Genomic DNA, 13,818 nt, shown 5'->3' on the forward strand with positions numbered 1-13,818 from the left:
TGAAGGGATTAAATAGTTTTTTAACTAACGTAATGGCTTTAGAAACTAAAAAAATCATTATATTAGTATTATGACATCGGAATAAAAAATCGAAATAAAACTGAGCCCGATAACGAATTCTTAATTTTAAAGTTTGGAGTTTCTATTATGAGCACTAACGAACGTATTCTAAGCCCCTTCACATTACCGAATGGTACCGAACTGAAAAACCGTTTGTTAATGGCCCCTATGACGACCTGTACCGGTTATTACGACGGTACGGTGACCAGCGAGCTGGTTGAGTACTATCGCGCCCGCTCAGGCAGTATTGGTACCATTATTGTTGAGTGCTGCTTTGTTGACGATCTCGGTCTCGCCTTCCCGGGTGCGATTGGCATTGATAACGACGAGAAAATCGCCGGGCTGGCGAAGATCGCTGAGGCGATTAAGTCCAAAGGCTCTAAAGCGCTGCTGCAGATCTACCACGGCGGCCGCATGGTTGATCCGAAACTGATCGGTGGCCGCACGCCGGTGGGGCCAAGTGCCGTTGCCGCGCCGCGTGACGGCGCCGCCACGCCGGTTGCCCTGACGGGAGAAGAAGTCGAAGGGATGATTGGTAAGTTCGGTGAAGCAGTACGCCGTGCGATTCAGGCGGGTTTCGATGGCGTTGAAATCCATGGGGCCAACACCTATTTGATTCAGCAGTTCTACTCTCCAAACTCTAACCAGCGTGACGACGAGTGGGGTGGCAGCCGCGATAACCGCGCGAAATTCCCGCTGGCCGTGCTCGACATCACCCATAAAATGGTGCGCCAGTACGCCGATGACGCCTTTATCATCGGCTATCGCTTCTCCCCTGAAGAGCTGGAAGAGCCGGGCATCCGCTTTGAAGACACCATGTACCTGCTGGAAAAGCTGGCCGCGCGCGGTGTGGATTACCTGCACTTCTCCGTTGGCGCAACCCTGCGTCCTTCTATTGTCGACACGCAGGATCCGACCCCGCTTATCGAAAAATACCGCGCAATGCGTTCTGACACGCTGGCGCAGGTGCCGGTCATGGGCGTCGGTGGCGTGGTCAATGCCGCGGATGCGAACGAGGCGCTGGAACATGGCTACGATCTTATCGCCGTAGGCCGCGCCACCATCGCCTATCCGGACTGGACAGACCGCATCGCGGCGGGAGAAACGCTGGAACTGTTTATGGACAGCACCCGACGCGAAGCGCTAAGCATCCCTGAGCCGCTGTGGCGTTTCTCGCTGGTGGAGGCGATGATCCGCGATATGAGCATGGGTGAATCGAAATTTAAACCGGGCATGTTTATTGAGAATGTTCGGGACGATAGCAACGAACTGGTGATTAACGTCAGCCTGGAGACCGACCGCATCGCCGACATTGAACTGGCTTCTGGCCCGACCCAGGACGTTGAGTTTGTCACCAGCTTCGAAGAGATCCGCACCCGTATTCTGGATGCAAACACCCCGCACGTGGATGCCATTACCGGTGCAACCAGCCAGAGTGAAGCGGTCAAAAAAGCGGTGTCCAAAGCCATGCTGAAATCCAGCAAAGCGCTGGCAGCCGAAGAGGGTGTCGACCCGAACGAGACCCGAAGCGTTGACGTTGTGGTGGTCGGTAGCGGTGGCGCGGGTCTGGCCGCAGCAATCCAGGCGCATGACGAAGGCGCAAGCGTGCTGATTGTTGAGAAAATGCCCTCCATCGGCGGTAACACCATTAAAGCGTCTGCGGGGATGAACGCCGCGGAAACACGCTTCCAGCGGGTGAAAGGAATTCAGGACAGCAAAGAGCTGTTCTATCAGGAAAGCCTGAAAGGCGGTAAAAACAAGAACAACCCGGAACTGTTGCGCCGCTTTGTGGAAAATGCCCCGCAGGCGATCGAGTGGCTGGCGACCCGCGGCATTATGCTCAACGACATCACCACCACCGGCGGGATGAGCATCGACCGTACTCACCGTCCAAAAGACGGTTCTGCGGTGGGCGGCTATCTGATTAGCGGCCTGGTGCGTAACGTCAACAAACGCAACATTGAGGTCATGCTCGATACGTCGGTCAGCGACATTCTCTTCGAGAACGGCGAAGTCACCGGCGTACGTCTGACCACGGAAGAAAACGAAACCCTTACCGTAGCAACCAAAAGCGTCATTGTGGCTACCGGTGGTTTCAGCGCCAATAGCCAGATGGTGGTGAAGTACCGTCCTGACCTGGAAGGTTTCGTGACCACCAACCACAAAGGGGCGACAGGGGGCGGTATCGCGCTGCTGGAGCGTATTGGCGCCGGTACGGTCGATATGGGGGAAATCCAGATCCACCCAACCGTTGAGCAGAAAACCTCGTACCTGATTTCCGAATCCATCCGTGGTGGCGGGGCGATTCTGGTGAACCAGCAGGGGAACCGTTTCTTCAACGAGATGGAAACCCGCGATAAAGTCTCTGCACAAATTATCGCCCTGCCGGAGAAATACGCTTACATCGTCTTTGATGAGCATGTACGCGCCAAAAACAAAGCGGCAGATGAGTACATCGCCAAAGGGTTTGTCACCAGCGCCAGCTCACCTAAAGCGCTGGCTGAAGCCCTGGGGATGGATTATCACGCTTTCCTGGCGACCCTGGAGCGTTACAACGGGTTTGTTGAAAAACAGCACGATGACGATTTTGGCCGTACGACCGCGCTGCGTGCACCAATTAACGAAGGGCCATTTTATGCCATTCAGATTGCGCCGGGCGTGCACCACACCATGGGCGGTGTGACCATTAACACCGAAACCTGCGTACTGGACAGCAACCACAACGTGCTGCCAGGGGCATTTGCGGCCGGTGAAGTGGTCGGTGGTATCCACGGTGGTAACCGCATCGGGGGTAACGCGGTGGCAGATATCATTATTTTTGGTACGCTTGCCGGACATCAGGCAGCGATGCGCGCGAAAAGGGCGTAAGTCAGCCGTAAGGGTATGCCGGATACGCCCCGTGTATCCGGCATTTCAACCAGGGAGCTTGCACCATGTCTTCTGACCACCGCGTCTACAGTTACTCCGCCGTTCTGATGGGATCGCCCATTCTCCTGAAGCTTTTCTCTCATGATGAAGCCCTCGCTTCTCGCGTTTTCAGATTGATTAAACAGTATGAAGACCTGCTGACCGTCAACCGTGCCAGCTCGCAGGTGATGGATATCAACCATGCTGCCGGTCAGCATCCTGTCACCGTCAGTCGCCCGGTTTTTGAGCTTATCCGCTGTGCGAAAGCGGCAAGCCAGCTCAAGGACAGCGCATTTAACCTGGCTATCGGCCCGCTGGTGAAACGCTGGAAAATCGGTTTTCGGGGAGATAGCGTTCCGCCTGCCGATGAAATCGCGTCGTTGCTCGCCATTACCCATCCTGAGGATGTGGTCCTTGATGAGGCCAGCAGCAGCGTGTTTCTGACCCGGGCGGGCATGGAGATTGATCTGGGGGCTATCGCCAAAGGCTATATCGCCGACAGAGTGCGCGATTACCTGCGTAAAGAGGGGGCTCAACTGGGGCTTATTAATCTTGGCGGTAATATCCAGACGCTGGGTTCACCGGAAGGGGGCTGGAGCGTGGGGCTCAAAAAACCGTTCGCCGGGGAGGCGCTGATCGGTACGATGGCCGTAGAGAACATGTCGGTGGTGACATCGGGTACCTACGAACGCTTTTTTGAGCAAAACGGCAGGCGTTATCACCACATACTTGACCCGCGTACCGGCTATCCGTTGGATAACGAACTGGACAGCGTCACCATCATTTCGAAAAACTCCATTGATGGTGATATCTGGACCACGCTGATATACGGCATGGGCGTCAGTAAAGGCTGTTCAGCGCTGCGTGCACGACCCGACATTGAAGCAATCTTCGTGACCAAAACAAAAGAAGTGGTGCTCTCTTCAGCGCACCACTTCCGCTTTACCTTGCTGGATAACAGCTACCGCGTTACTGACAGTACTGCTTGAGCAGTGCCGTCTGCTCGGGCTGCAGGCGATAGCGATACACTGGCCGGCCGGTGGCACCGTAGTGAATGCTGGTGAACAGAATGTTAATTTGCGCCAGCCAGATCAGGTATTTGCGACAGGACACGCGGGAGATATTGACCGCGTTTGCCAGATCATCGGTGGAAAACTCCGTCTCCGGGTGCGCGTCAATCCACTGACAAATCGTACGCAGCGTTTGCGGCGTTAACCCTTTCGGCAGTTTTTTACTGTCCGCCAGTTCCGGCGCACCGCCGTGGATCAATCTGTCGACGTCGGCCTGCTCATAGTACTGATGCGATCCCATCAGGCTGTGCTTTGCCTTCCAGCCGTTCAGCGCCTCTTCAAAACGCGGGAACTGGAACGGTTTAATCAGATAATCCACCACACCGTAATGGATGGAGGTCTGGATGGTGGCGGCATCGGCGGCGGAGGAGATCATAATGACATCGATCGGTCGGCCTGAGGCACGGATGACGGGAAGGAGATCCAGCCCGTTATCCTGCTGCATATAGACATCCAGCAGCACCAGATCGACAGGCTGGCTGGGGTCGTTAATGATGGCCCTGGCCTGGTTGAGCGTGGAGGCGACGCCACAGCAGCTAAAGCCTTCAACACGGTTGACATACAGACGGTTGAGGTCGGCCACCATGGCGTCATCATCGACAATTAACACATTTATCACGCGATATTCCTCTCGCTATCCCAGGGGATGTGAACAAAAAATTGGGTAAATACGCCAGGCTCGGACTCGACGGTAATGTCTCCGCCCAGGTTCTGGATCTGCTGACGAGCAAGGAACAGCCCAACGCCGCGATTTTCGCCTTTGGTTGAGAAGCCCTTTGTAAAAACAGCCTCGAGCTGAGCCGGATCAATACCGGGGCCATCGTCGCTGACTTCGCAACTGAGCCAGCCATTCTGATAATGTAGCAGCAGGCCAATTTCGCCTTCCTGCTGTCCTTCCATCGCGTCGAGCGCGTTTTCAATGAGGTTACCCAGCACGGTAATCAGCACCGCAACCTGCTCTTCGTTGGCGGTATCCGGTATCTGGCACTCATCGGCCAGCGTCAGGGCGATCCCTGCTTCCTTAGCCCGGTTGATTTTACCCAGCAGGAACCCGGCTATCACCGGAGATTTAACTTTGCTCTGAATGGTACCAATATCGGTCTGATAATTATGCGCCGTCTGGATGATGTACTCTTCAAGTTTGTCGTAGCGCTTCATATGCAGCAGACCGAGGATCACGTGCAGTTTGTTCATAAACTCGTGCGTATGGGAGCGCAGGGCATCGACATAATTGACCATGCCATCGATGCGCTGCATCAGCTGGCTGATTTCCGTTTTATCGCGAAAAGTGGTGATGGCACCAATAACCCGCTCCTGGCTTTTAACAGGTACCATGTTGCACAGCAAGAGTCGCCCGTTGCAGCTGATCTCCTGATCCTTGCGTGCAATGCCACTCTTCGAGACTTCCCGCAGGCTTGCCAGCAGGGGAGCACTGGCATTTTCGGTCTGTTTGCCGGAAGGCAGAAGCAATATTTCTCTGGCGGTGTGGTTAATCATCGTCACCCGCCCCTGAATATCCACGGCCAGTACCCCTTCGCGAAGCGACTGCAGCATCGCCTGCCGCTGTTCGAACAGCGCCGAGATCTCATACGGCTCAAGGCCGAACAGGATACGTTTGAGCACGCGAACCAGGCCCCAGATGGCCAGCGAGCTCATCAATATACTGAATAATATGGTCCAGACGGCGTTAAGCCGCCCGCGGGCAATCTGATCTTCCACTTTTTTAAGGGAGATACCGACCACCACCACGCCGATCTGCTCGTGCTGGCTATCAAAGACGGGGGTGAAGACGCGAAGCGCTTCGGCGAGGGCACCCCGGTTAACGGCGACATGTTCCTTTCCTTCCAGCGCGGGCGTCAGGTCATCGCCGATAAAGTGGAGACCTAGCAGGGCTTCGTTCGGGTGCGAGTAACGAATACCGCGCATGTCGGTGACGACGGTGAAGAGCAGGTCGTTGCGCCTGGTGACCGCCTGGGCGATGGGTTGAATAATATCCGCCTGGGGAGCCTGCATCAGACCGCGTTGAATTTCGGGACTGTCGGCCAACGTTCGCGCGATCCCAAGGGCCGTATCCTTAACATCATCGCGGGTGGCGCGGGTGATTTGGACGGAATAGAGCGCAAATACCAACAGCAGCACAGAACCGATAATCGCGCACACCATTAACGTGACCAGGGTGTTCAGTTTCATGGGGCGCTTGCGCGTCAGGGGGAAGGGCTGCAAATCGCTCATCAAAACTCCGCGATGATTAAGAAAGGGGTAATTATCGCCGATGACGCGCGTTTCTTAAAGCCATGTAAAGGCATGGATTCGGTCCTCTTTTCGTGACCCTCCTCGCAGGTCACCTGTCTAAAACACTTTATAGTGTAGGGGTACTCATAATAAGGAGGTTGTTTATGAGCATTACGCTTACCGGTTCGGTCAAGGAAAGACGGCACGCCAGCACGATGAATATCGATAGATTGTCCACGCTGGACATGCTGAAAGTCATTCACCAGGATGATGCCCTCATCTCCGCTGCAATAACCCCATGTTTAACAACGATCGCCCGCGTGGTGGATAACGCCGCTGCGACCCTGAGTCACGGTGGTCGTCTGGTCATTGTTGGCGCCGGCCCGTCAGGCCGTGTCGCGCAGCAGGCAGCCGATGAGTATGCCCCGGGAAAAACGCCTGTGATCGCCATAACGGCGGGAGAGGAGGCGGGCAGCTACGAGCGCGGTGTCGCTGACCTGCAGGCCATCAAATTTGGTGAACAGGATATGATGCTGGCGGTCACCGTCAGCGGCAAAACACCGTGGGTCTGGGGCGCGATGCGCCATGCGTGGTCGTTGGGTTCCCCGGTCGCGGCTATTACGGATGACGCGCAAAGTGAAGCCGCGCAGCTGGCGAGCATGGTGATTGCCCCGGAGCTTGGCGCGGACGCGATCGCGGGTTATATCAATACCAAAGCCGGGATCGCACAAAAAATGATCCTGACCATGATAACCACCGGCCTGGCGGTTCGAACCGGACGCGTGTTCAGCAACCTGCGCGTGGATCTGGACGCCAGCAACACCAAATGGTCTGAACGGCAAATTGCCATCGTCATGGAAGCGGGGGGATGCACCCGGTCAGCGGCGAAAGCCGCGCTGGAGAGCTGCAACCATAACTGTAAAACAGCGGTGCTGATGGTGCTGACAGGGCTGGATGCCTGGAAGGCGCATGAACTGCTGGCGCAGAATAACGGCTTTATTCGTCTGGCACTGCAGGAAGCTCCATAACATTTCTCTGTTGAATAAAAAAAGCCCGCGATGCGGGCTTTTATCATAGTGGGAAGTTAGAACTGGTACGTCATACCTACGCCAACGATGTCATCTGTAGAGATGCCGTTTGCTTCGTAGAAGCTTTCGTCGTTGTCCAGCATGTTGATTTTGTAATCAACATAGGTGGAGAAGTTTTTGTTAAAGTTGTAGGTCATACCGACGTCGATATAGTTAACCAGATCCATGTCGCCATGCTGGCCCTGTGGGTTACCCGCATTGCCAGGATAAGTCATGTCCTTGCCTTTGGAGTAAACCCATGCCAGGGACGGACGCAGGCCGAAGTCGAACTGGTATTGTGCCACGGCTTCAAAGTTCTGCGTCTCATCCGCAATCCCGGTATCGCCATATGGCGTCATATTACGGGTTTGCGCATACATCATCGCCAGATAAACGCTGTTGGCATCATATTTCGCGCCAACGGTCCACGCTTCCGCAGTCTTACCGCCGGCGAAACGTGCGCTGTCTTGTATACCCTTCGCTTCCTGCTCATTGGTACGGTCAGAAGAGGAGTAGGCCGCGCCTAAGGTCAGGCCAGACAGATCGCCGGAGAAATCATAGGTCGTGGACATACCGAAGCCGTCACCATTCTGGAAACGCACGTCGTTATGACCGTTCTTGGTCCCTTCCTGATCTTCTGTTGCGTCCTGACCTTCGTTTGCCCCCTGATACTGCAGCGCAAAGTTCAGACCCTCAATCAGGCCGAAGAAATCGGCATTACGGTAGGTCGCCACACCGTTTGCACGGCCGACCATGAAGTTGTCGGTCCAGGTATAAGAATCGCCCCCAAATACGGGCAGCATATCGGTCCAGGCTTCAACATCATACACGACGCCGTAATTACGACCGTAATCGAATGAACCGTATTCGCCATATTTCAGGCCAGCGTACGCCAGACGGTTAAATGAAGTATCACCGGCATCTTCGGTATTATTGGCGTAGGTTTTATATTCCCACTGGCCATAACCAATAACATCGTTAGTGATTTGTGTTTCGCCTTTGAAACCAATTTGTACATAGGTTTCATCGCCATCATCCCCAGGGTGATCAGAGAAGGTATGACGCGCATCGATCTTACCGTACAGATCAACTTTATTACCATTTTTGTTATACATTTCAGCTGCATGTGCTGCGCCAGCCATTAATAACGCGGGTACGAGAATTGCCAGAACTTTTCTTTTCATTATATATTCCCTTTAAAGATAATTAATATGAATATATGTAATCACTCTCTGTCATTACAGAATTGATACTATTCTACGCAATGTCATTTTGGTTCAAAAATAAATGTAATTAAAATCGTAGAAATATTGCAAAACATTTCTATCTGTCGCTTTATTTTTCTGGTGAATTAGAGTTTAGGATATATAGAAATAAATTATCATTAAGTATTTAGCGGCAGTATTATTTAATATCTCCAATTGATATTAAATATATTTCCTCGGGAATGCAGGGTACACGCGTCCCTGTCAGGACAAGCCGTGATAGCGGCGGGGAAAGTTGCTATTGTAGCCGTTTTAACAACAGGACGTGATGATGGAACTTACGCAGTGGCAGTCTCGCTTTGAGCGTTGGCTCGATGAAAACCACGCGACCCACGACGCCGCGCATGATATTTCGCACTTTCGTCGTGTCTGGATGACGGCGCAAACAATCATGGCGAACCAGGCGGTCGATTCACTGGTGGTACTGACCGCCTGTTATTTCCATGACATTGTCAGCCTGCCGAAAAACCATCCCCAACGCAGCCAGTCATCACGTCTGGCGGCCAGCAAGACGCTCGACATTCTGCGTCGCGATTTTCCGGATTTCTCCTCTGAACGCTATGCGGCCGTGGAGCATGCCATTGAAGCGCACAGTTTTAGCGCCGGTATTGTGCCGCACAGTCTTGAAGCCAAAATTGTTCAGGATGCTGACCGGCTGGAAGCGCTTGGTGCTATCGGTCTTGCGCGCGTCTTTGCGGTATCGGGGGCGCTGGGCGTGGCGCTCTTTAACGCAGAAGACCCGTTTGCCGACGCGCGCACCCTTAATGATCGCGCCTTTGCCCTCGACCATTTTCAGACCAAGCTGCTGCGCTTGCCTGATACAATGCACACAGACGTGGGGCGCGAACTTGCGCAACACAACGCCGATTTTCTCATCCAGTTTATGGCGAAATTAAGTGCCGAATTACAGGGCGACTGCCTGGGGCTGGATAGCCAGGTGCTGAGCCGCTTCCGTCGCAGTTTGAGCGAGTGAACTGTGGTAATCTGTTTCCAGTCTTTATTCTCCGGTTAAAAGAATGCAGGAAAATCGATCAGTGAGTGAGCCCGCGCCAGAGCAGGCTGAGAAATCAACGGCAACGGTGCAGGCTTTATTGCGCCAGCTGCTGGATATCTATGATGCTAAAACGCTGGCGAATCAGCTGGTGGCGCACGGTGAGAGCCACTGGAGCCCGGCAATCCTGAAGAGACTGCTGACCAGCGAGCGGGCAGGGCAGCGTCTGAGTGAGGGCGAGTTTCGTTACCTGCAAAACCTGCTTCCGCGTCCTTCAGCCGCGCACCCGAACTATGCCTTCCGTTTTATCGATCTGTTTGCCGGCATTGGCGGCATTCGACACGGGTTTGAGGCCATTGGCGGGCAGTGTGTGTTTACCAGCGAGTGGAACAAACATGCGGTCCGTACCTACAAAGCCAACTGGTACTGCGATCCCCATGAACACCGTTTCAACGCCGATATCCGTGATGTTACGCTGAGCCACAAAAGCGGCGTGAGTGATGAAGAGGCGGCTGAGCACATTCGCCAGTCAATTCCGGCCCATGATGTCCTGCTGGCGGGTTTCCCGTGCCAGCCTTTCTCGCTGGCCGGCGTGTCGAAAAAGAATGCCCTCGGACGCGCCCACGGTTTTGCCTGCGATACGCAAGGCACGCTGTTCTTTGATGTTGTCCGCATTATCGACGCCCGTCGTCCGGCGATTTTCGTGCTGGAGAACGTCAAAAATCTCAAGAGCCATGACGGCGGAAAGACCTTCCGCATTATCATGCAAACGCTCGATGAGCTGGGGTATGACGTAGCGGATGCTCAGCATATGGGCGCGGATGACCCGAAAATCATCGACGGTAAACATTTCCTGCCACAGCACCGCGAACGCATTGTGCTGGTTGGTTTTCGCCGCGACCTCAACCTGAAGGGGGATTTTACCCTGCGGGATATTCCCTCTTTATACCCTGCGCGTCGCCCAACCGTGGCCGACCTGCTGGAACCTGTCGTCGACGCGAAATTTATCCTCACCCAGGTGCTGTGGAAATACCTCTACCGCTATGCGAAAAAACACCAGGCCAAAGGCAACGGTTTTGGCTTCGGGATGGTTAATCCGAACGATCCGCACTGTGTGACGCGCACGTTGTCCGCTCGCTACTATAAAGATGGCGCAGAGATCCTGATCGACCGGGGCTGGGATAAAGCGCTGGGGGAGAAAGATTTTGACGATCCCGATAACCAGCGTCACCGTCCGCGCCGCTTAACGCCACGTGAATGCGCTCGGCTGATGGGGTTTGAGACCCCGCAGGGTTATACCTTCCGCATTCCGGTGTCGGACACCCAGGCTTATCGGCAGTTTGGTAACTCGGTGGTCGTTCCCGCGTTTGCGGCGGTGGCAAAACTGCTGGCCTCCCGCATCAGACAGGCCGTGGCGTTACGTGAGAGTGAGGCCGTCAATGACGGATGTTCACAATAAGGCGACGCGCAGTAAAAACATGCGTGCCATCGGCACGCGTGATACCGCCATTGAAAAGCGGCTAGCCGGGCTGCTGACCGAGGCGGGGTTTGATTTCCGCGTGCAGGATGCCGCGCTTGCGGGCCGTCCGGATTTCGTTATCGATGCGTATCAATGCATCATCTTTACCCACGGCTGTTTCTGGCATCACCACGACTGCTACCTGTTTAAGGTTCCCGCGACGCGTACGGATTTCTGGCTGGAGAAGATTGGCAAGAACGTTGCGCGGGACAACCGTGACCTTAGCACGCTTCTCGCGCAGGGCTGGCGGGTGTTGATTGTCTGGGAGTGCGCGCTGCGCGGCAGATTAAGACGTACCGATGCCGACCTGACAGAACGGCTGGAAGAGTGGATCTGCGGCGGCGGGCAGGCCGCGCAGATCGACACCCAGGGTATTCACCCGCTTACGGTTTCTCCACCTCACACGGCGTAACAACCGGCTTCGCAGGAAGCAGATATTTCCCCAGCGTTACCAGCACAACGGCAAAGACAATCACGCCCAGCGCCAGCCATTCCACCGGGGACAACGTTTCGCCCGCAAAGCTGGTGCCCAGCAGTACGGCAACCACCGGGTTCACGTAAGCGTAGCTGGTCGCGATCGCCGGCGAGACATTGCGGATCAAGAACATATAGGCGTTAATGGCGATGACAGAGCCAAATAATGCCAGGTAACCCACGGCCAGGAAGCCCGAAAGGTCCGGCATGGCTGTCAGTTTTTCGCCCGTCAGCGTTGAGGCAATCAGCAGCACAATTCCCGCCGCGAGCATCTCAATCGCGCCCGCCATCATGCCGGTCGGTAGCTCAATTCGTGAACCGTATACCGACCCAAATGCCCAGCTCATGGAGCCGATCAGGATAATCACTGCGCCCCACGGATTTCCGCTCAGGTTACCGCCGCTGTTGAGCAGGATGATCCCGGCAAGCCCGATCCCAATCCCTACCCATTCGAGCTTGCGGGTGCGGAGGCCGAAAAGACGGCTAAAGCACAGGGTAAACAGCGGGACGGTCGCGACCACGACGGCGGCAATTCCGGACGGCACGTTCTGGTGCTCGGCGACCGTCACAAACCCATTCCCTATGGCCAGTAGCAGCAGGCCAATCAGAGCGGCATTGAGCATCGGGCGAAGCGGAGGCAGCTTATGGCCCCGTAACAGCAGGAAGGTCATCAGTAACACGCCCGCCGAGAGAAAGCGTACGCCCGCCATCATGAGCGGCGGCCAGCTCTCCACGCCGATACGAATGACAAAGTAGGTGGAACCCCAGATGATATACAGCGAAAAAAGTGCCCCAATGAGCGGTAGCAGTTGCCGGAAACGCATAATCCCTCGCGACAAAATGAAAAGGTCGCTGACAGTAAACGCCAAAACTATCGGCCTGGCGAGCGCTTTAATTGTGTAGTTGATGTGAATTTTTTGTTGACGCGAGGTGCCTGTTTCCGGGTTTACACTTTTGCTCCATACTATTCACTTAATTACCAAAAAAAGAAGGAATGAGATTTTGGCAGGAAGTAGCTTATTAACATTACTGGATGATATTGCCACCTTACTGGATGACATTTCGGTGATGGGAAAACTGGCGGCGAAGAAAACCGCCGGGGTTCTGGGAGACGATTTATCGCTCAACGCCCAGCAGGTGAGCGGCGTTCGGGCCAACCGTGAATTACCGGTGGTATGGGGCGTAGCGAAAGGCTCATTCCTGAATAAGGTGATCCTGGTGCCGCTTGCGCTGCTGATCAGCGCGTTTATCCCATGGGCGATCACGCCGCTGCTGATGATTGGCGGCGCATTTTTATGCTTCGAAGGCGCTGAGAAGATCCTGCACTCGTTCGCCGCACGTAAGAACAGCGACACGCCGGAAATGCGCCAGCAGCGTCTTGAGGCGCTGGCCGCGCAGGATCCTAAAACTTTCGAGCGTGATAAGGTGAAAGGTGCCATTCGTACCGACTTTATTCTGTCGGCGGAGATCGTGGCCATTACGTTAGGTATTGTCTCTGAAGCACCGCTTCTGAACCAGGTCCTGATCCTCTCCGGGATCGCCATTCTGGTCACGGTGGGGGTGTACGGGCTGGTGGGGCTTATCGTTAAGCTGGATGATATCGGCTACTGGCTGGAAGAAAAATCGAGCGCTATCGCCAAAGGTATCGGTAAAAGCCTGCTGGTGACCGCGCCCTGGCTGATGAAGAGCCTGTCAGTGGTGGGTACGCTGGCGATGTTCCTTGTCGGAGGCGGTATTGTGGTTCACGGTATCGCGCCGCTGCATCATGCTATTGAACATTTCGCTTCGGCGCAGGGCAGCATAGTGGCGGCAATTCTGCCCACGCTGCTTAATCTTGTGCTGGGCTTTATCATTGGCATTATCGTGGTTGGGGCCGTAAAACTGGTCGAAAAAATCCGCGGAACGTCGCACTAATTGTTACCTGTTGCGGGGTGCAAAAAGATCATTCCTCGTCTAAATTGAAAACGTTTCACCCTGATACAGGAGGCAGGTATGGTCTTTTTGGTCAGTGATGAAGTTAAGCCTAAGAAGGGCGGCCCACGTATGATTGTCACCGGGTATTCCAGCGGTATGGTGGAATGCCGGTGGCACGACGGTTATAGCATCAAGCGGGAAGCGTTCCGTGAAGATGAGCTTCAGCCGGGAGACGGGCAGCGCAAGCGAGACAAGGCTTAATGACATAACGCCCGGCTTTGCCGGGCGTTTTTACCTTCCGTATCCGGCGTCGGGCAGT

Annotated in this window: 12 protein-coding genes; 8 read left to right on the plus strand and 4 right to left on the minus strand. The window is 54.7% G+C overall.

Annotated features, from left to right (window positions below; translation table 11 throughout):
• The first annotated feature begins 147 nt into the window (after positions 1 to 147).
• Complete coding sequence (locus tag HV157_RS23985; protein WP_014170755.1) at positions 148 to 2,928, plus strand: flavocytochrome c; 2,781 nt, start codon at positions 148 to 150, stop codon at positions 2,926 to 2,928.
• Between the two features lie 65 nt (positions 2,929 to 2,993).
• Positions 2,994 to 3,956: an FAD:protein FMN transferase gene (locus HV157_RS23990; RefSeq protein ID WP_182269046.1), complete on the plus strand. Its 963-nt coding sequence runs from the start codon at positions 2,994 to 2,996 to the stop codon at positions 3,954 to 3,956.
• On the opposite strand, the gene dcuR is transcribed toward HV157_RS23990, so the two are convergent.
• Together dcuR and HV157_RS24000 are read right to left on the minus strand one after the other, a co-directional pair.
• Positions 3,937 to 4,656 (minus strand): two-component system response regulator DcuR, encoded by a 720-nt coding sequence (gene dcuR / locus HV157_RS23995; RefSeq protein ID WP_014170753.1) that lies wholly within the window; start codon positions 4,654 to 4,656, stop codon positions 3,937 to 3,939. The two genes, HV157_RS23990 and dcuR, sit on opposite strands and share 20 nt — an antisense overlap.
• Entirely contained in the window at positions 4,653 to 6,269 is a 1,617-nt protein-coding gene (locus tag HV157_RS24000) for a sensor histidine kinase (protein ID WP_020883323.1), read from the minus strand. Before HV157_RS24000 ends, dcuR begins: the two co-directional genes overlap by 4 nt.
• 164 nt (positions 6,270 to 6,433) lie before the next feature.
• Between HV157_RS24000 and HV157_RS24005 the strand changes: the two genes are divergently transcribed.
• On the plus strand, positions 6,434 to 7,297 hold the full coding sequence (locus HV157_RS24005) for an N-acetylmuramic acid 6-phosphate etherase (RefSeq protein WP_020883324.1): 864 nt from the start codon (positions 6,434 to 6,436) through the stop codon (positions 7,295 to 7,297).
• 56 nt (positions 7,298 to 7,353) lie between these two features.
• Here HV157_RS24005 and ompC read toward each other — a convergent pair whose 3' ends face one another.
• On the minus strand, positions 7,354 to 8,520 hold the full coding sequence (ompC, locus tag HV157_RS24010; RefSeq protein ID WP_182269047.1) for a porin OmpC: 1,167 nt from the start codon (positions 8,518 to 8,520) through the stop codon (positions 7,354 to 7,356).
• A gap of 352 nt (positions 8,521 to 8,872) precedes the next feature.
• Between ompC and HV157_RS24015 the strand changes: the two genes are divergently transcribed.
• The 3 genes from HV157_RS24015 (at position 8,873) to HV157_RS24025 (ending at position 11,523) form a co-directional block, all read left to right on the plus strand.
• The gene (locus HV157_RS24015; protein WP_032680678.1) at positions 8,873 to 9,574 is read left to right on the plus strand and encodes a phosphohydrolase; all 702 of its coding nucleotides are present in this window, start codon (positions 8,873 to 8,875) and stop codon (positions 9,572 to 9,574) included.
• A gap of 61 nt (positions 9,575 to 9,635) precedes the next feature.
• The gene (locus HV157_RS24020; RefSeq protein WP_032678474.1) at positions 9,636 to 11,051 is read left to right on the plus strand and encodes a DNA cytosine methyltransferase; all 1,416 of its coding nucleotides are present in this window, start codon (positions 9,636 to 9,638) and stop codon (positions 11,049 to 11,051) included.
• Positions 11,032 to 11,523: a very short patch repair endonuclease gene (locus tag HV157_RS24025; protein ID WP_020883328.1), complete on the plus strand. Its 492-nt coding sequence runs from the start codon at positions 11,032 to 11,034 to the stop codon at positions 11,521 to 11,523. The genes HV157_RS24020 and HV157_RS24025 overlap by 20 nt, the downstream gene beginning before the upstream one ends.
• Here HV157_RS24025 and yedA read toward each other — a convergent pair.
• Complete coding sequence (gene yedA, locus HV157_RS24030) at positions 11,495 to 12,409, minus strand: drug/metabolite exporter YedA (protein ID WP_182269048.1); 915 nt, start codon at positions 12,407 to 12,409, stop codon at positions 11,495 to 11,497. The two genes, HV157_RS24025 and yedA, sit on opposite strands and share 29 nt — an antisense overlap.
• A 178-nt stretch (positions 12,410 to 12,587) precedes the next feature.
• Here yedA and HV157_RS24035 point away from each other — a divergent pair, with 178 nt between their 5' ends.
• Both HV157_RS24035 and HV157_RS24040 read left to right on the plus strand, forming a co-directional pair.
• Positions 12,588 to 13,499, plus strand: coding sequence for a DUF808 domain-containing protein (locus HV157_RS24035; RefSeq protein ID WP_020883330.1), 912 nt, complete (start codon positions 12,588 to 12,590; stop codon positions 13,497 to 13,499).
• Between the two features lie 78 nt (positions 13,500 to 13,577).
• Positions 13,578 to 13,760, plus strand: coding sequence for a DUF2158 domain-containing protein (locus HV157_RS24040; protein WP_014170745.1), 183 nt, complete (start codon positions 13,578 to 13,580; stop codon positions 13,758 to 13,760).
• The last annotated feature ends 58 nt before the right edge of the window (positions 13,761 to 13,818 follow it).

This window comes from Enterobacter sp. RHBSTW-00318, from assembly GCF_014101375.1.
Lineage (GTDB): Bacteria > Pseudomonadota > Gammaproteobacteria > Enterobacterales > Enterobacteriaceae > Enterobacter > Enterobacter ludwigii.

Excerpts from the sequence above, each read along its gene's own strand:
- HV157_RS23990 (WP_182269046.1), top strand. The coding sequence starts at position 2,994 with ATGTCTTCTGACCACCGCGTCTACAGTTACTCCGCCGTTCTGATGGGA.
- HV157_RS24000 (WP_020883323.1), bottom strand. The coding sequence starts at position 6,269 with ATGAGCGATTTGCAGCCCTTCCCCCTGACGCGCAAGCGCCCCATGAAA.
- HV157_RS24040 (WP_014170745.1), top strand. The coding sequence starts at position 13,578 with ATGGTCTTTTTGGTCAGTGATGAAGTTAAGCCTAAGAAGGGCGGCCCA.
- ompC (WP_182269047.1), bottom strand. The coding sequence starts at position 8,520 with ATGAAAAGAAAAGTTCTGGCAATTCTCGTACCCGCGTTATTAATGGCT.
- yedA (WP_182269048.1), bottom strand. The coding sequence starts at position 12,409 with ATGCGTTTCCGGCAACTGCTACCGCTCATTGGGGCACTTTTTTCGCTG.
- HV157_RS24005 (WP_020883324.1), top strand. The coding sequence starts at position 6,434 with ATGAGCATTACGCTTACCGGTTCGGTCAAGGAAAGACGGCACGCCAGC.
- HV157_RS24015 (WP_032680678.1), top strand. The coding sequence starts at position 8,873 with ATGGAACTTACGCAGTGGCAGTCTCGCTTTGAGCGTTGGCTCGATGAA.
- HV157_RS24025 (WP_020883328.1), top strand. The coding sequence starts at position 11,032 with ATGACGGATGTTCACAATAAGGCGACGCGCAGTAAAAACATGCGTGCC.
- HV157_RS23985 (WP_014170755.1), top strand. The coding sequence starts at position 148 with ATGAGCACTAACGAACGTATTCTAAGCCCCTTCACATTACCGAATGGT.